This window comes from Pseudomonas sp. NBRC 100443 (assembly GCF_030268185.1).
Classification (GTDB): Bacteria; Pseudomonadota; Gammaproteobacteria; order Pseudomonadales; family Pseudomonadaceae; genus Pseudomonas; species Pseudomonas citronellolis.
On record NZ_BSQE01000007.1, the window covers coordinates 93,915 to 110,437 of the forward strand.

The 16,523-nt window shown below is 66.5% G+C and carries 17 protein-coding genes; 4 read left to right on the forward strand and 13 right to left on the reverse strand.

The window, feature by feature from the left end; genetic code table 11:
- Nucleotides 1-8 precede the first annotated feature (8 nt).
- From flgK to QSJ95_RS11305, 12 genes are all read right to left on the reverse strand, one after another.
- Nucleotides 9-2,015 carry a flagellar hook-associated protein FlgK gene (flgK, locus tag QSJ95_RS11250; RefSeq protein WP_285642432.1) on the reverse strand — a complete coding sequence of 669 codons (2,007 nt, stop codon included), beginning with the start codon at nucleotides 2,013-2,015 and terminating at the stop codon, nucleotides 9-11.
- A gap of 26 nt (nucleotides 2,016-2,041) precedes the next feature.
- Nucleotides 2,042-3,265, reverse strand: a complete 1,224-nt coding sequence (gene flgJ / locus QSJ95_RS11255; RefSeq protein WP_285642433.1) for a flagellar assembly peptidoglycan hydrolase FlgJ — start codon at nucleotides 3,263-3,265, stop codon at nucleotides 2,042-2,044.
- 10 nt (nucleotides 3,266-3,275) lie between these two features.
- Nucleotides 3,276-4,385 carry a flagellar basal body P-ring protein FlgI gene (locus QSJ95_RS11260; RefSeq protein WP_009620845.1) on the reverse strand — a complete coding sequence of 370 codons (1,110 nt, stop codon included), beginning with the start codon at nucleotides 4,383-4,385 and terminating at the stop codon, nucleotides 3,276-3,278.
- A 14-nt stretch (nucleotides 4,386-4,399) separates the two neighbouring features.
- Complete coding sequence (gene flgH, locus QSJ95_RS11265; protein ID WP_009620840.1) at nucleotides 4,400-5,092, reverse strand: flagellar basal body L-ring protein FlgH; 693 nt, start codon at nucleotides 5,090-5,092, stop codon at nucleotides 4,400-4,402.
- A gap of 58 nt (nucleotides 5,093-5,150) precedes the next feature.
- A complete protein-coding gene (gene flgG, locus QSJ95_RS11270) occupies nucleotides 5,151-5,936 on the reverse strand; it encodes a flagellar basal-body rod protein FlgG (protein WP_009620838.1) in 786 nt (261 codons plus the stop codon).
- Nucleotides 5,937-5,982: 46 nt separating this feature from the next.
- Entirely contained in the window at nucleotides 5,983-6,726 is a 744-nt protein-coding gene (gene flgF, locus QSJ95_RS11275) for a flagellar basal-body rod protein FlgF (RefSeq protein WP_058072092.1), read from the reverse strand.
- A 193-nt stretch (nucleotides 6,727-6,919) separates the two neighbouring features.
- Nucleotides 6,920-8,227: a flagellar hook protein FlgE gene (flgE, locus tag QSJ95_RS11280; protein WP_285642440.1), complete on the reverse strand. Its 1,308-nt coding sequence runs from the start codon at nucleotides 8,225-8,227 to the stop codon at nucleotides 6,920-6,922.
- 27 nt (nucleotides 8,228-8,254) lie between these two features.
- Nucleotides 8,255-8,956, reverse strand: coding sequence for a flagellar hook assembly protein FlgD (gene flgD, locus QSJ95_RS11285; RefSeq protein ID WP_043267665.1), 702 nt, complete (start codon nucleotides 8,954-8,956; stop codon nucleotides 8,255-8,257).
- 16 nt (nucleotides 8,957-8,972) lie between these two features.
- Entirely contained in the window at nucleotides 8,973-9,413 is a 441-nt protein-coding gene (flgC, locus tag QSJ95_RS11290) for a flagellar basal body rod protein FlgC (protein WP_009620831.1), read from the reverse strand.
- A gap of 5 nt (nucleotides 9,414-9,418) precedes the next feature.
- Nucleotides 9,419-9,826 carry a flagellar basal body rod protein FlgB gene (flgB, locus tag QSJ95_RS11295; RefSeq protein WP_009620829.1) on the reverse strand — a complete coding sequence of 136 codons (408 nt, stop codon included), beginning with the start codon at nucleotides 9,824-9,826 and terminating at the stop codon, nucleotides 9,419-9,421.
- A gap of 694 nt (nucleotides 9,827-10,520) precedes the next feature.
- Nucleotides 10,521-11,327: a protein-glutamate O-methyltransferase CheR gene (cheR, locus tag QSJ95_RS11300; protein WP_232244795.1), complete on the reverse strand. Its 807-nt coding sequence runs from the start codon at nucleotides 11,325-11,327 to the stop codon at nucleotides 10,521-10,523.
- 110 nt (nucleotides 11,328-11,437) lie between these two features.
- Nucleotides 11,438-12,370 (reverse strand): chemotaxis protein CheV, encoded by a 933-nt coding sequence (locus tag QSJ95_RS11305; protein WP_009620824.1) that lies wholly within the window; start codon nucleotides 12,368-12,370, stop codon nucleotides 11,438-11,440.
- Between the two features lie 138 nt (nucleotides 12,371-12,508).
- On the opposite strand from QSJ95_RS11305, the gene flgA reads away from it, so the two are divergent.
- The 4 genes from flgA (at nucleotide 12,509) to QSJ95_RS11325 (ending at nucleotide 14,997) form a co-directional block, all read left to right on the forward strand.
- Complete coding sequence (gene flgA, locus QSJ95_RS11310) at nucleotides 12,509-13,198, forward strand: flagellar basal body P-ring formation chaperone FlgA (protein WP_281687484.1); 690 nt, start codon at nucleotides 12,509-12,511, stop codon at nucleotides 13,196-13,198.
- Between the two features lie 133 nt (nucleotides 13,199-13,331).
- Entirely contained in the window at nucleotides 13,332-13,649 is a 318-nt protein-coding gene (gene flgM, locus QSJ95_RS11315) for a flagellar biosynthesis anti-sigma factor FlgM (protein ID WP_043319388.1), read from the forward strand.
- A 40-nt stretch (nucleotides 13,650-13,689) separates the two neighbouring features.
- Nucleotides 13,690-14,157: a flagella synthesis protein FlgN gene (locus QSJ95_RS11320; RefSeq protein ID WP_285642445.1), complete on the forward strand. Its 468-nt coding sequence runs from the start codon at nucleotides 13,690-13,692 to the stop codon at nucleotides 14,155-14,157.
- A 90-nt stretch (nucleotides 14,158-14,247) separates the two neighbouring features.
- The gene (locus tag QSJ95_RS11325; RefSeq protein ID WP_064582341.1) at nucleotides 14,248-14,997 is read left to right on the forward strand and encodes a flagellar brake protein; all 750 of its coding nucleotides are present in this window, start codon (nucleotides 14,248-14,250) and stop codon (nucleotides 14,995-14,997) included.
- A gap of 18 nt (nucleotides 14,998-15,015) precedes the next feature.
- Here the strand turns inward: QSJ95_RS11325 and QSJ95_RS11330 are convergent, their stop codons facing one another.
- Complete coding sequence (locus tag QSJ95_RS11330; protein WP_285642448.1) at nucleotides 15,016-16,347, reverse strand: MFS transporter; 1,332 nt, start codon at nucleotides 16,345-16,347, stop codon at nucleotides 15,016-15,018.
- Nucleotides 16,348-16,523: the final 176 nt, after the last annotated feature.

Sequence of the window (16,523 nt, forward strand, 5' to 3'; positions counted from 1 at the left end):
CGGCCGCCTCAGATGTTGTTGATCAGGGTGTCGAAGAGCGTCTGCGCGGTCTTGATGATCTGCGCGGAGGCCGTGTAGTACTGCTGGAACTTCACCAGGTTGGCCGCTTCCTCGTCGAGGTTGACCGCCGACAGCGAGTCGCGGGTGTTCTGCGCCTGGGTCAGCACCGCGTCGGTGGCGGTGGCGTCCAGCTTGGCCTGGTTGGCCTGGGCGCCGACGGTCTCGGTCAGGCTGCTGTAGGCGCCGGTCAGGCTCATGCCGCTGCCACTGCCGGTGCCGCTGCCCACGGTCTTGGCGCTCTGCAGGTCGATGAGCTTCTGCGCGTTGCCGTTGTCGGCATCGCCATCGGAATTGAAGGCGACGGTGAAGCTGTCGCCCTTGCCCGGGTAGCCGCCGATGCTGGTCTGGAAGCTGAACGACGGCGTGCCGGGCACGGTGACGCTGATGTCGTTGCTCTGCCCCGGCACTATGCTGCCGGTGCCCAGCGAGTTGCCGGCGGAATCGTAGATCGTGTAGCCCTGGGTGCCGTCGCCGGCAGCGGCGTCGAACACCAGCTTGACCGGCATGCCGGCCTTGATCGCCGCCGCCAGGTCGGCGCTGTTGCTGGCGTCGAGCTCGGTGGTCAGGCTGGTGCCGCTGATGGTGCCGCTGCCGATGTTGCCGGTGGTGGTGGTGGAGACCAGCGGCGAGGCCAGCGCCAGGCGATTGGCGTCGGTCATGGCCACGGAGATGTCCGCCGCCGCGGTACGCGTCGGGATCACCGTAAAGCGGTCGCCGGCCTGGATGGTGCCGACGCTCTGCTGGCTGAGGCTGAAGCCGTCGAATTCCTTGGGCGGATCGTCGCTGAGGTCGCCGCTGCCCAGCACCTCGCCATCGGACAGGCGTCGGACGCTGTAGCCGGTGGCCGAGGTGAAGGTCACCTCGTAGTCGCTGGTGGTCAGCGCGCCACTGTCGTCGATGCTGACGTTGAGGTTGCCGGTGCCGCCGTTGAGGCCGTTGGCCAGGCTGCGGTTGCCGATCACGCTGGCGTCGTTGATGTCCTTGAACAGCTGGGCGCCGAAGTTGCCGTTGAGGTCCAGGCCCTGGGCCAGTTGGCTGTTGAAGGTGTCGGCGAGGACGATGGCCATGCGCCCCAGTTCGTTCTGGGTGGTGTTCAGCACCTCGCTGCGGTAGCGCAGCAGGCCGCCCATCTGGCCGCCGGTGACCACCGAGGTGACATCCACGGTCACGCCGCTGGAGCTGGAGTTCAGCGACAGGCTGTACTGCGACGGGTTGCTGGCGCTGGGCGCGGCGCTCAGGGTCGAGGCGTTGCTGCCCACCACCAGCGGCTGGCCGGAGCCCAGGTAGAGGTTGTAGCTGCTGCCCTGCTTGACCACGCTGACGCCGATCATGTCCGACAGCTGCACCACCGCCTGGTCGCGCTTGTCCTGCAGGTCGTTGGCGCTGGCGCCGGCGGATTCGGCGGCGGTGATCGCCTGGTTGTACTGGGCGATGGTCTTGGCCAGGTCGCTGACCTGCCCGGCCAGGCTGCTCATCTGGGTGTTGACGTAGCTGTTCTGGGTGCCCAACTGGGTGGAGATGGAATTGAAGCGTTGCGCCAGGTTCTTCGCCTGGGTCAGCACCAGTTGCCGCGAGGCGGCGTCGGTCGGGGTGCCGGCCGCGGTCTGCAGCGAGGCGAAGAAGTTCTGCATCACCGAGGACAGGCCGGTGGTGCTGTCCGACAGCAGCGAGTCGACCTGGTTGACCTGGCTCAGGTAGGTCTGCGCATCGCTGTTCACCGCCGTCGCGCCGCGCAGCTGGTTGGCCAGGAACTCGCTGTACATCCGGCGCACGTCCTGCACCGTGGTGCCGGTGCCGACGTAGTAGCGCCCGGAGAACTGCGCGGCCGAGCTGACCTGCATCGATTGCTGGCGGGTATAGCCGGCGGTGTCGACGTTGGTGATGTTGTTGCCGGTGGTGCTCAGCGCCGTTTGCGAAGCGTTGAGGCCGGACAGTCCTATGGATAACAGGCTCATGGGCTTTCCTTAGAGCGTTCCATTCTTCAAAGCGTACGGGTCGGGGCGTCGGCCATGGCCACGGTCTGGTAGACCTGCACCTGCCTGGCGATCTGCGAGACCTTGCGCGCATATTGCGGGTCGGTGGCATAACCGGCGCGCTGCAGTTCCTTCATGAACTGCTCGGGGCGCGCGGCGGAGTCCAGGGCGCCCTGGTAGCGGTCGTTGTTCTGCAGGAAGCTGACGTAGTCCTGGAAGCTCTGCTCGAAGGAGTTGTAGGCGCGGAACGAGGCCACTTCCTTCACCTGCTTGCCGTTCTCGTACTCGCTGGTGAGCGCGCGCGCCGAGTCGCCCCTCCAGCTCGAACCGCTCTTGATGCCGAACAGGTTGTGGCTGCTGCTGCCGTCGCGCTGGGCGATCATCTTCTTGCCCCAGCCGGTTTCCAGCGCGGCCTGGGCCACCAGGTAGCGCGGGTCGACGCCGATGCGCTTGGCCGCGCGTTCGGCCATGGGCAGCATGGTGGCGACGAAGTCGTCGGCCGAGGCGAACATGGACTTGCCCGGCTTGGTCGAGATGGCCGAGGTATCGGCGACGGCGGCGCTGCCGGCGGTATCGTCCTGGCGGGTGTAGCCCCTGCCGTTGCGCCAGTCGCTGCTGGCCAACTGCGCCGGCTGGCTGGTGCCGGCGGCATTGGCGTCCGGCACTATGCCGGCGGCGATGCGCTTGGCCAGCGTGCCCGGCAGGGCCAGGCGCCGCGCGTTCAGCGCCTGGCGGTCGTCGCGGCCGGGCTCGGGCTGCGTCAGCGGCTTGCCGCTGGCGGACCACAGGCTCTTCGCCCGCTGCCGGTCCTGCCCCGCCACCGCCTGGGTAGCCTGGGTATCGGATTGCGCCTGCACCTGGGCGAAGGGGTTGTTGCCGGTGTGGCGCACGCCCTGCATCTTCTCCATCTGCTTGACCAGCACGTCGGCCAGGCCGATGCCGTGCCCCTCGCGCGCCAGGGACACCGACAGCTGGTGGTCGTACATGTCCTGGTACTGCTTGGCGGTCTCGCTGTTGAGTGGGTTGTCCTTGGCGAACACCTCGTTGGCCGAGCGCATCGACTTGAGCATCTCGTTGAGGAACAGCGACTCGAACTCCTGGGCCACCTTGCGGATGTTGCCCTGGCTGTTGCGGTCGCCGCTCTTCAGCTGGCTCAAGCGGTTGAGGTCGGTGTAGGCCTGGCTGTCGCTGGCGCTGGCGCTGACGCCGGAGTTGAGCAGTCGTGCGTCCATGGCGGCGTCCTCAGATGACGATCAGCTCGGCCTGCAACGCGCCGGCCTGCTTGAGGGCTTCGAGAATGGCCATCAGGTCGCTGGGCGCCGCGCCCACCTGATTCACCGCGCGGACGATCTCGTCCAGGGTGGTGCCCGGGCCGAACTTGAACATCGGCTTGGCTTCCTGCTCGGCGTTCACCCGCGAGCGCGGCACCACCGCGGTCTCGCCGTTGGAGAAGGGGCCGGGCTGGCTGACGATCGGGTCCTCGGTGATGGTCACGGTGAGGCTGCCGTGGGTCACGGCGGCCGGCGATACGCGCACGTTCTGGCCGATGACGATGGTGCCGGTGCGCGAGTTGATGATGACCTTGGCCACCGCCTCGCCGGACTGGATCTCCAGGTTCTCCAGCACCGACATGTAGTCCACCCGCTGGTTCGGGTCCAGCGGCGCGCTGACGCGCACCGAGCCGCCGTCGATGGCCTGGGCCACGCCCGGGCCGAGCATGTCGTTGATGCGGTCGACGATATGCTTGGCGGTGGTGAAGTCGGGGCGGTTGAGGTTCAGCGTCAGGCTGTTGCCCTGGTCGAAGCCGCTCGGCACCGCGCGTTCGACGGTGGCGCCGGAGGGAATGCGCCCGGCCGACGGCACGTTGACGGTGATCTTCGAGCCGTCGCGACCCTCGGCGTCGAAGCCGCCCACCACCAGGTTGCCCTGGGCGATGGCGTAGGTCTGGCCGTCGATGCCCTTGAGCTGGGTCATCAGCAGGCTGCCGCCGCGCAGGCTCTTGGCGTTGCCGATGGAGGAGATGGTCACGTCGATGGTCTGGCCCGGCTTGGCGAACGCCGGCAGGTCGGCGTGCACCGACACCGCGGCGACGTTCTTCAGCTGCACGTTGCCGCTGCCGGCCGGCACCTTGATGCCGAACTGCGCCAGCATGTTGTTGAAGGTCTGCAGGGTGAAGGGCGTCTGCGTGGTCTGGTCGCCGGAGCCGTTGAGGCCGACCACCAGGCCGTAGCCGATCAGCTGGTTGCTGCGCACGCCCTGGATGCTGGCGATGTCCTTCAGGCGCTCGGCGTGGGCGGCGAGCGTCAGGCAGGACAGGCCGAGTACTAAGAGCAGGCGGGAGAACATCGACATCTCAGGTCACCTGCTCAGAACGGCCACAGCGGGCTGAGGAAGAAGCGGTCCAGCCAGCCCGGCTGGCTGGCGTCGGCGAAGGCGCCGGTGCCCGAGTAGGTGATGCGCGCATCCGCCACGCGGGTCGAGGACACGGTGTTGTCGGTGGCGATATCGTCGGCGCGGATCAGCCCGGCGATGCGCACCAGCTCGTTGCCGGTGTTCAGCGTCATCCACTTCTCGCCGCGTACGGCGAGGATGCCGTTGGGCATGACTTCGGCCACGGTCACGGTGATCGAGCCGGTCAGGCTGTTGCTCTGCCCCGCCGCGCTGTCGCCCTTGGTCTCGCGGTTGCCGCTGTACTCGGCGCTGAGGCTCAGGTCGCCGCTGCCGAAGGGGTTGTTGGTGGTGGCCTTGCTGCCGAACAGCGAGGTCAGCCCCATCTTGTTGCTGCTGTCCTTGGAGATGTCCGAGTTGGCCTTCTTGCTCGCCTGGGTCTTCTCGTTGAGGGTGATGGTGATGATGTCACCGATGCGGAAGGCCTTGCGGTCGCCGTAGAGGTTGTTTTCGAACCCGGCCTGGTAGATGGAACCGTTGTTCTGCGCCGCGGGCATGGGCGTACGTGGCATGACCGGCGCGTAGTACGGGTCGTCCGGCTTCGGCGGAGGACTGACGCAACCGGCCAGCGCGGCGAGCGCCAGCAGCGGGAGAAGATGGGAACGGTTCATTGCAACTACCTCTCGGGGAGAGCCACTAACTGGCGGGCCGCGGGGCCCGCGTCATGCATCAAAGGTTCTGGGTGACGAAGGACAGCATCTGGTCGGCGGTGGAGATCACCTTGGAGTTCATCTCGTAGGCGCGCTGGGTGGTGATCATGTTGACCATCTCCTCCACCACGCTGACGTTGGAGTTCTCCAGGGTGTTCTGCTGCACGGTGCCCAGGCCGTTCAGGCCCGGGGTGCCGACCTGCGGCGCGCCGCTGGCGGCGGTTTCCAGGAACAGGTTGTTGCCGGTCGCCTGCAGGCCCGCCGGGTTGATGAAGTCGGCGGTCTGGATGTTGCCGATGATCTGCGGCTGCGAGTTGCCGGCCACGGTCACCGAGACGGTGCCGTCGTTGCCGACGGTGAAGGTCTGGGTTTCCGCCGGGACCACGATGGCCGGCTCCAGGGCGTTGCCGTTGGAGGTGACGATCTGGCCGTCGGAATTCAGGTGGAAGCTGCCGTCGCGGGTGTAGGCGACGGTGCCGTCCGGGGTCAGCACCTGGAAGAAGCCGCGGCCGTTGACCGCCATGTCCAGCGGGTTGTCGGTGGTCTGCAGGCTGCCGGCGGTGAAGTTCTTCTGGGTGCCGACGATGCGCACGCCGGTACCCAGCTGCAGGCCCGAGGGCAGTTGGCTGTCCTGGGTCGACTGGGCGCCGGGCTGGCGCTTGATCTGGTACAGCAGGTCCTGGAACTCGGCGCGGTCGCGCTTGAAGCCGGTGGTCGAGACGTTCGCCAGGTTGTTGGAAATGGTGGTCAGGTTCATGTCCTGGGCGGACAGGCCGGTCTTGCTGACCCACAGTGCCGGAAGCATATGTCTTCTCCTCGGGCGTCGGATTCATGACGCCTCGATCTGGTGATTAGCTAAATTGCAAAACCCGCGCCATGGCCTGGGAATCGTCCTCGGCGGTACGCATCATCTTCACGTGCAGCTCGAACTGGCGGGACAGCGCCAGGATCGAGGTCATCTCTTCCACCGCGTTGACGTTGCTCGCCTCGAGGAAGCCGGACTGCACGCTGGCGTTGGCGTCGGGCTGCGGCGCCGGCTGGCCCTGCTTCATGCGGATCATGCCGTCGGTGCCCTTCTCCAGCTGCTTCGGGTCCGGGGTGACCAGCTTGATGCGGTCGACGGTGGCCAGCGCGTTGGGATTGTTGCCCTGGCCGCGGACGGTGATGGTGCCGTCCTCGCCGATCTCGATCTTCTCTTCCGGCGGAATGGCGATCGGCCCGCCGTTGCCGAGCACCGGCAAACCGTCGCCGGTGCGCAGCTGGCCGAGGGCGTCGATTTCCAGGCTGCCGGTGCGCACGTAGGCTTCGCCGCCATCCGGGGCCTGCACGGCGATCCAGGCGTCGCCCTTGGCGGCGACGTCCAGGTCACGCCCGGTTTCCTGCAGGGCGCCGGCGGTGAAGTCGGTGGCCGGGCGTTCGCTCATGGCGAACACGCGCGCCGGAAAGCTGTCGCCGAAGACCGGCATCGCGCGCGCCTGTTCGAAGTCGCGACGGAAACCGGTCGTGGAAATGTTCGCCAGGTTGTTGGCGTGAGCCTGCATGGCCTGCGTGTTCTGGCTCGCGCCGCTCATGGCGACATACAGCATTCTGTCCAAGGCATTCCTCCAGTGCCGGGTCGGATTCCCGGCGGTGCTGGAGGTGTCTCAGCAAGGGCTGTGCCAGAATTGAAAAATCAGCGCAAGCCGCTGATTCGAAAGGACGAATGAAAAAGAAAAGGCTCCCGAAGGAGCCTGAGGGGCCGTCAGGCGGCGAGGGGCTGCCGCCTGCGGCAAGAGCGCTTTGCCGCCATCAACGCAGGTTGATGATGGTGTCGGAGATAGTGCTCTCGGTCTGCACGGTCTTGGCGTTGGCCTGGTAGTTGCGCTGCGCGACTATCAGGTTGACCAGTTGCGCGGTGAGGTCGACGTTGGACTCTTCCAGCGAGCCGGAGCCCACCGAGCCCAGGGTGCCGGAGGTCGGCGTGCCGATCACCGCCTCGCCCGAGGCCAGCGACTGTTTCCAGGCGGTGCTGCCGACCGGGGTCAGGCCCTGGGTGTTGGCGAAGTTGGCCAGCACCAGTTGGCCGATCACCTTGGACTGGCCGTTGGTGTAGGTGGCGTACATCTGCCCGTCCACGTCCACCGACAGGCCGGACATCTGGCCGGTGGCGTAGCCGTCCTGGGTCACCGCGGTGACCGCGAAGGCGGCGTTGGTCTGGGTGGTCTTGGTCAGGTCGAGGCTGATGCCGCCGGTGGCCCCGGCGGCGCCGTTGGCGCCCCAGGTCACCGGGTCAGTGGTGGAATCGGTGATCGCCGCCGGCACCCAGCCGGTGAGGGTCATGGTCTTGTCCGCATTGACGGTCATGCCGGTGGAGGTGACGCCGGTCAGCTGGCCGGAGCTGTTGAAGCTCAGCTGGCTGGTCAGCGGCGTGGTGCTGGTCGGGTCGGTCGGCGAGCGGCCGTCCACCAGGGTGTGCATGGTCCAGTTGTTGCTGCTGTCCTTGACGAAGTAGTTCGTCATGGTGTGCGAGTTGCCCTGGGAGTCGTAGATGTCCACCGAGGTCGACCAGTTGTAGCTGTCGGAATCGGCCGGGTCGAAGGTGGCGTTGGTCGGCGTGCTGGCCGCCGAGTTCAGGCTCAGCGTCGAGGTGATCTTCGAGGTCGGGCTCGGCGGCTGGTTGGCGGTGTCCACCTTCAGGTCGGTGATCACGCCGTTGACGACCGCGCCGCTGCCGTTGACGCCATAGCCCTGCAGGCGGTTGCCGGAGCCGTCGACGATGTAGCCGTTGGCATCGGTGTTGAAGGAGCCGTTGCGGGTGTACAGGCGGCTGCCGTTGTCGCTGACCATGAAGAAGCCGTTGCCGCTGATGGCCAGGTCCAGGCTGCGGCCGGTGGAGGTCAGGTTGCCTTGGGTGAACTGCTGCGACACCGACTGGGTGATCACGCCGCTGCCCACGGCGTTGCGCCCGGTGCCGAGCATCGAGGCGGCATAAAGGTCGGCGAACTCGGTGCGCGAGGACTTGAAGCCGGTGGTCCCGACGTTGGCGATGTTGTTGCCGGTCACGTTCAGGTCCGTGCTAGCGGCGTTCAAACCACTCAGGGCGGTATTGAAAGACATGGTCAGCTCCCGTGCCGAAGGACGGCGTTATTTTCCGATGGTCTGAATGCTGGAGGCGGAGACACTGCCGATGCCAGCGAGATTGAGGGTCATTTCCCCGCCGCTCTGGCCCAGCGTGACGCTGTTGACCGTGGCCGGCAGGTAGGTGGTCAGGGCGGTGCTGGTGCCGTCCAGCGAGGCCGTGGCCTTGATGGTGTAGGTGCCGGAGGCCACCTGCTCGCCGCTGTCGTCCTTGCCGTCCCAGGTGAAGTCGATGTTGCCGCTCTTCTGGCTGCCCATATCGATGGTGCGCACCAGCTCGCCGTCGTCGTCATAGATTTTCAGGGTCACGCCATCGCCGTTGGACGGCATCACCAGCGAGCCCTGCACGCCGGCGCTGGGGTCGTCGACCTGGACCTTGCTGGAGTTGACGATCACCGAGCGGCCGACCAGGGACGAGGCCTGCAGCGCCTGGGACGACTGGAACGAGGAATAGAAGTTGCCCAGGGTGGTATCCAGGTTCTCCATGCTCTCCAGGCTGCTGAACTGGGCGAGCTGGGAGACGAACTGGGTATTGTCCTGCGGGTCCAGCGGGTTCTGGTTGTTCAGCTGGGTGACCAGCAGTTGCAGGAACGAATCCTTGCCCAGCGCACTGGTGCCGGTTTCCGAGGTGGAAGACGAGGAACTCGACCCGGCGTTCAGCGACGAGAGGATCGAGTTCGAAGTGCTACTGGTGTTGTCGATGCTCATGGGGCGTCCTCTGCGCTTACTGACCCAGGGTCAGGACCTTCTGCATCATCTGCTTGGCGGTGTTCATCATTTCCGCGTTGCTCTGGAAGGAGCGGCTGGCGGACATCATGTCGGCCATTTCCTCCACCACGTTGACGTTGGGGTAGTACACGTAGCCGTTGGCGTCGGCGGCCGGATGGTTCGGCTCGTAGCGCGGCACCAGCGGGCTCTGGTCCTCGACCACGCCCAGCACCTGCACGCCGGTGCCGGCCTGGTCGGTGTCCTGGAACAGCGAGCCCTGGCCGCTCTGCGCCTGCTGGAACATGGCGGAGAACACCGGGTGGCGGGCGCGGTAGGTCTGGTCGATGCTCGAGGACACGCTCTCGGCGTTGGCGATGTTCGAGGCGGTGGTGTTCAGACGGGTGGTCTGGGCACTCATGCCGCTACCGGCGATGTTGAAGACACTGGCAAGGGACATGGCTATCACTCTCCGCGCAGGGCGCCCATCAGGCCTTTGAACTTGCTGTTGAGGAAGGTGAAGCTGGCCTGGAACTGCACGGCGTTCTGCGCGTAGTTGGCCTGCTCGACCTGCTCGTCGACGGTGTTCTGGTCGATGGAGGGGTTGGTCGGGATGCGGTATTTCAGCGAGTCGTCGCCCATGGCCACGCCGTCGGCCTCGATGTGCCGGGCGTTGGTGACGGCGGTGCTGAAGGTGCCGCTCTTGGCCTTGTCGGCCTGGGCCGCGAGCACGGAAGCGAAGTCCAGGTCGCGCGCCTTGTAGTTGGGGGTGTCGGCGTTGGCCAGGTTGTTGGCCAGCACTTCGGCGCGCTGCGAGCGGAAGCTGAGCGCTTGTGCGTGGATGCCGAGGGCGGAGTCGAAGCTGATGCTCATGGTCACGAACCTGTTTGCCGGTGTGGGCTTGCCAGCACTTCAGCAAGGTGCGTGCCAAAACGTTAAAGCCTTATTAATCAATGAATTGCCGATGATCCGCAAGCGGCAAGGGGCGGCAAACCGCGGCAAGCGGCAAGGCCTTACCGCCCGGCGGCAATGCGTTCTGCCCATTCGAAGGGGTTACCCTCACCCCGGCCCTCTCCCGCAAGCGGGAGAGGGGGCTGCCCGAGCCACCGGGGCGTCCGGTGTGGGCGGTGAGTCCAATCGCGGACAAGGTCCGCTCCTACGCGCCCGTGCTTCCCTGGAACCGTAGGATGGGTTGAGCCTGCGAAACCCATGCGGTGGTGGCGATGGGTATCGCTTCGCTCAACCCATCCTACGGGGCGTGGTGTTTGCCGGAAGCGTAGGAGCAACTGTCTTGCCGGCCGCGCCGAGACGCGCCTCAACGGATGGGTTGAGCCTTGGCGAAACCCATGCGGTTGCGGTGATGGGTATCGCTTCGCTCAACACCATCCTACGAAAGCCATGCTCGCTCATGCGGTAGGAGGACCTTGTCCGCGATTGGACTCACCGCACACGCCGAAACGCCCCTTCAATCCATCCTACGAAAAGCCCCCAGGCACAGCCGGCAAGACGGCGAACGGCTCGTGCGGATAGGCGAAGGGCGCCCTTCCGTGATCGGCATAATGCCCGGCTACTTGGCCTTGTAGATGATCCCCGGGTTGCACTGGACCATCTGGTAATGCTCCGGCAGCCCATTGAGCGCCTCGGAGGCGCCGAGGAACAGGTAGCCGCCGGGCTTGAGCGCCGCGTGCATGCGCAGCAGGATGTCGCGCTTGACCTCGGCGGAGAAGTAGATGAGCACGTTGCGGCAGAAGATCAGGTCGAACTTGCCGAGGGTGGCGTAGCTCTCCAGCAGGTTCAGCGCGCGGAACTCGACGCGGCCCTTGATCGCCGGCTTCACCGCCCAGCGCCCCGGCCCCTTGGTGTCGAAGTAGCGCTGCAGGCGCTCCTGGGACAGCCCGCGGCCGATGGCCAGGCTGTCGTACTCGCCGGCCTTCGCCGCGTTGAGCATGGAACCGGAGAGGTCGGTGGCGACGATCTGCACGCCGGCCTTGAGCTGGCCGAGGTTGGTCTTCTCGAACTCGTCGATGGTCATCGACAGCGAATAGGGTTCCTGCCCCGAGGAGCAGGCCGCCGACCAAATGCGCAGGCGCTGGCCCGGGTTGGCCTTGATCAGCTCGGCGAGGATGCGGTTCTTCAGTACCTCGAAGGGATAGGTGTCGCGAAACCAGAGGGTCTCGTTGGTGGTCATGGCATCCACCACCTGCTCGCGCAGCTGGCTGCGGACCTGGATCTTCTGCACCAGCTCGCCCAGGCTCCTGATGCCCTGCTGCTCCATCAGCTTGTTCAGGCGGCTGGCGACCAGGTACTGCTTGTTGGCACCCAGGACGATGCCGCAGGCCTTTTCCAGGAAGTCCCGGAACAGCTCGAATTCCATGTTGGTCGATGTCACCGATCACGCCTCTTTCCAGTTGGCCGGGCGTCGATCCCGACGCCAGGCGGCCGGGGTCGCCCCCGGCCGTTGCAGACTACCCCGAAGTGCCCTCCTCAGCGTGCGTCCGCCGCCTTGATGCGCTCGACGACACGCGCCGCCAGATCATCGGGCCGGAACTTGGCGAGGAAGTCGTTGGCGCCGACCTTCCGCACCATCGCCTGGTTGAACACCCCGGACAGCGAAGTATGCAGGAGAATGTGCAGGTCCTGCAGCCGCGGATCGTGGCGAATCTCCGCGGTCAGGGTGTAGCCATCCATTTCCGGCATCTCGATGTCGGAGATCACCATCAGCAATTCCTGGCCCGGATTGCCACCGGCGGCCAGCATCTGTTGAAGGTAGTCCAGCGCCTGGCGTCCGTCATTGAGCGCGAGCACTTCCACCCCGACGGTCTCCAGGCAGCGGATCAACTGCTTGCGCGCCACCGAGGAGTCGTCCACCACCAGCACCCGCTTGGTCACCGCCTGGGCCTGGGTGTCGGCGTCGATCACGCCTTCGGAGATGTCCTCGCTGGTGGGCGCGACCTCGGCGAGGATCTTCTCCACGTCGATGATCTCCACCAGTTGCTTGTCCACCCGCGTCACCGCCGTCAGGTAGTGGTCGCGGCCGGTGCCCTTGGGTGGCGGATGGATCTCCTCCCAGTTCATGTTGACGATGCGTTCCACCGAATGCACCAGGAAGCCCTGCACCTTGGTGTTGTACTCGGTGATGATCACGAAGCTGTTGTCGATCTCGCGCAGGCCGCGACGGCCGGTGGCCATCGACAGGTCGAGGATCGGGATGGTGCCGCCACGGATGTTCGCCACCCCGCGCACCACCGGACTGGACTTGGGCATCACGGTCAGGCGCGGGCACTGCAGTACCTCCTTCACCTTGAACACGTTGATGCCGTACAACTGGCTGCCATCCAGCCGGAACAGCAGCAGTTCGAGACGATTCTGCCCAACCAGCTGCGTTCGCTGGTTGACCGAATCCATGACTCCGGCCATTGCGCCCCCTTCGTATCCGCCGTGCCGCCCAGGGCGGCAATCGGCACGAGCCTTGCTTGAAGTCGTGGCATGAAACTGCCAACGACGTTTTTCCGACGGTCCCGAGCCCATGCCCTGTCACTCTGCGGAGTGCTCGGCATGCTGGGCGCGTTCGCCCCGGGTCCGACCTGGGCCGACGACTTCACCGCGCCCGAGATTCTTATCGGCTCCACCCAGGGCTTTCTTGAGTTCAAGGTGGAAGATTATCTGCAACGCAGCGGCATCGAAGCACGCTACGAGATAGAAGTGGCGCGCATCGACCCGCGCCTGCGCCTGGCGGCCTGCGACAAGGACCTGACGCAATCCCTGGAAAGCCCCGCGCAGCCCGTGGGGCGCGTCTCGGTGCTGGTGCGCTGCGAAGGCTCCTCGCCCTGGTCGGTATACGTGCCGGCCCAGGTCAAGCTGTTCCGCCAGGTAGTGGTGACCACCCAGCCGCTCAAGCGCGACCACGTGCTGGAGTCGGGCGACATCAGCCTGATGGAGCGCGACATCGGCCTGCTCAGCCAGGGCTACCTGACCGACCCGCAGCAGGCCGTGGGGCAGAAGCTCAAGCGACCGACGGTCAGCGACCAGATCCTCGCCCCGGTGTTCCTCGAACAGGCCGCGGCGGTGCGCAAGGGCGACCAGGTGGTGATCCGCGCGCAAACCGGCGCGGTCAACGTGGTGATGCCCGGCGAGGCCATGGCCGACGGGGTGCCCGGCGAGCAGATTCGCGTGCGCAATCTGCGTTCGCAGCGCATCATCAAGGCCCGGGTGGTGGAGCCAGGCGCGGTGCAGGTCACGCTCTAGCGGCGGAAGTCTGGCGCTTGCGCGCCAGCCTTCACTAAACTGTGCGAAGGCGCACGAAAAACCGCCCTAAAGTTTTATGGATGTCAGCCGAAACCTACAGGCAAGCGTCCTAAACCCGCAGAGGTTCACTACCATGGTCATCGACTTCAACCGGCTGAACAATGCCAGCGCGCCGGTCTCCACCGGCAGCACCGGCAAGCCCCAGGCCGGCCGCAGCGAAGCCGCCGGCAGCGAAAGCGCCGGCAGCGCGTCGGCCACTGGCAGCGGTGAGTCCGTGCAACTGAGCAGCACCGCCCAGCAATTGCAGAAAGCCAGCGACCAGCTGAAAGACCAACCCGTCGTCGACTCGGAAAAGGTCGCGCGGCTGAAGCAGGCCATCGCCGATGGCAGCTACCAGGTCGACAGCCAGAAAGTCGCCGGCAAACTGCTCGACTTCGAATCCCAGCGCTGAGCGCGGGGTTCCCCAAGGACGCCCTGAACGCCGAGCCGCCATGCCAAACGCCAGCCTGCTCCATCTGATCACCGAGGATATCGGCGCCGCCGAGGCTCTTCTGCAGCTGATCGAGGACGAATTCCACGCCCTCGACGCGCGTGACCTGGAGCGCCTGCAGGGCCTGCTCGACAGCAAGCTGCCGCTGCTCCAGCAGCTGGAGCGCAATGGCCGCCAGCGCAGCGAGACGCTGCGCCAGGCCGGCGTCGGCAGCGACCGCACCGGCCTCGCCGCGCTGGCCGCGCAGGGCAAGGTGGAGCCGGGCACCGTGGAACTCAGCGAGCGCCTGGCGGCGCTGCTGGAACAATGCCAGCAGGCCAACCTGCGCAACGGCCGCATCATCCGCAACAACCAGCACGCCACCGGCCGCCTGCTGGACATCCTCCGCGGCCAGGACACCCCCAGCCTCTACGATCGCCGTGGCGGCGCGACCCAGGGCAGCCGCCAGCGTCCCCTCAGCCAGGCCTGAACCCTGGCGTCCGGCAGGGCGATGCGGCAGAATGCCATCGCCTTGCAAAAGAAAATTCCCACAATAAATACATCTGGAGATCGTAGGACAGTGGCAAGCCCGTTCGCCGAGGAAAATGGCCCGCAACCGCCGAAAACGCTCAAGGCGGCCGTGGAGATCCAGGCCAACCTGCGAATCCTGATGGATAGCCATGACCCGCTGGTGATCAGCTTCGCCGAGCGCAACCAGCGCTTCCAGAGCTTCGTCGTCGCGGTGGACCGCGAACGCAACCGGGTGGCCCTGGACGAACTGATCCCCAATGACGGCGAGCGTTTCCTGCAGAATGGCGAGAACTTCCGCATCGAAGCCTTCCATGAAGGCGTGCGGATCGCCTGGGAATGCCAGCAGGCCGCGCAGTTCAGCGAACTCGACGGCGCCCGCTGCTACTGGCTGCCGATGCCCGCCGAGATGCTCTACCACCAGCGCCGCAACGCCTACCGCGCCGCCCTCAAGCAGACCCAGCCGGTCGCCGTGGAACTGGCCGGCGACAAGCTCAAGGCCGCGCTGAGCGGCAACCTGCTGGACATCTCCGCCACCGGCTGCAAGGTGCGCTTCGCCGGCGACGTGCACGAGCGCCTGCAACCCGGCCAGCTCTACGAGCGCTTCACCGCCCGCCTGCCGTTCGGCGCCATCACCGTGGAAGTGGAACTGCGCCACGTGCACTTCGACGAGAAGGTCAACGCCAGCTTCGCCGGCCTGCGCTTCAACCGCCTGAGCGGCCTGGAGCAGCGCCACATCGAGCGCTTCGTCTACCAGCTGCAGCGCGAAGCGCGTCGCTTCGAGAAGGACGAGCTGTTCTAGCGCCCGTCCTTCCCCGCCCTACCCCGGCCGGCTTTCCTCTTCCGCCTCGGGCACGCCGGGTGCCTCCGGCACCGCGGGCGCTGGCGCCGGGGTGGTCTTCATCTGTTCTTCCACCGTTTCGTCGGCCACCCGCGGGTCGAGCGCCGCCGACAGCGGCGAGCTGGCCAGGCTGTCGGCCATGGGCACGTGCTTCACCGGCGCCTCGTCGACACGGTGCAGACCGGTGACCTTCTCCGGGCGCACGCGCCAGATGACGATCAGCGCGCAGGTCGCGGCGAAGGCGTAGAGCATGTTCGGGCCGAAGGCACGCATCAGCGCTCCGGTCGCCAGCGGGCCGACGCAGGCGCCAACGCCGAAGGTGACCAGCAGCATGGCGGTCAGCGATACCCGCCGCTCGCCCTCGACGTGGTCGTTGGAGAAGGCCACCGCCAGCGGGTAGAGGGTGAACTGCACCAGGCAGACCATGAAGCCCATCGGCACCATGGCCTCCATCGGCAGCGACGGCAGCACCGCCAGCGGCAAGGCGAACACCAGCAGCAGGATGCCGGCGCTGCGGATCAGCAGCGCGCGGTCGTAGCGGTCCGACAGCCAGCCCAGCGGCCACTGCACCAGCAAGCCGGCGAAGATGCACACGCCCATGAACACGCCGATCTGCTCGACGCTCAGGCCCTGCTCGGTGGCGTACAGCGGCGCCAGGCCGTAGAAGGAACCGATCACCAGCCCGGAGACCAGCACCGTGGTCAACGACTGCGGCACCCGCTGGATGAAGAAGCGCGGCTCCAGCGGAGCCGGATGCAGCGGCGCGGGGTGGACCTTGTGGGTGATGGACACCGGGATCAGCGACAGGGCGAAGGCCAGCGCGATCATCATCGGCAGGTCCGGGCCCAACCCCGGGTGCGCCACCAGGATCAGCTGGCCGGCCACCAGGCCCAGGTAGGAGGCCACCATGTAGCCGGCGAACACCGCGCCGCGCTGGCGCGCCTCGGCCTGCTCGTTGAGCCAGCTCTCGATGACCATGTACTGGCACATCATGCCCAGGCCGATGAGCGTGCGCAGCAGCAGCCAGATCGCCGGCCAGCTGGTCAGGCCGATGCCCAGCACCGCCGCCACCACCAGGCCGCCGCAGGCGACGTAGGCGCGGATGTGGCCGACGCGTGCGATCAGCCGGTGGCCGATCTTGCCGCCCAGCACCAGGCCCAGGTAATAGGCCGCCATCATGGCGCCGATCCACAGGCCGTCGACCTTCTCGGCGGCCAGGCGCAGGCCCAGGTAGGTGCTCAGCAGGCCGGAGCCGGTGAGCAGGGTGAGGGTGGCGAAGTAAAGCGCACGGAAGGCAGTGAAAATCCGCATCGGACCTCCGGTCCAAGACGGGCGGCAGGACGCCGCCGTACTACACGAAGCACGCCCGCGCGAAGGCGGGCGTTCGCTACCAGCCTAGAGCCTGCCGCAAGGCGCGTCGAGCCCTTTGACGGGTACGCAAAGAAAGGCGTCGTCCATGGCAAAGCCGGAGGTCGGAACCCGCCGTG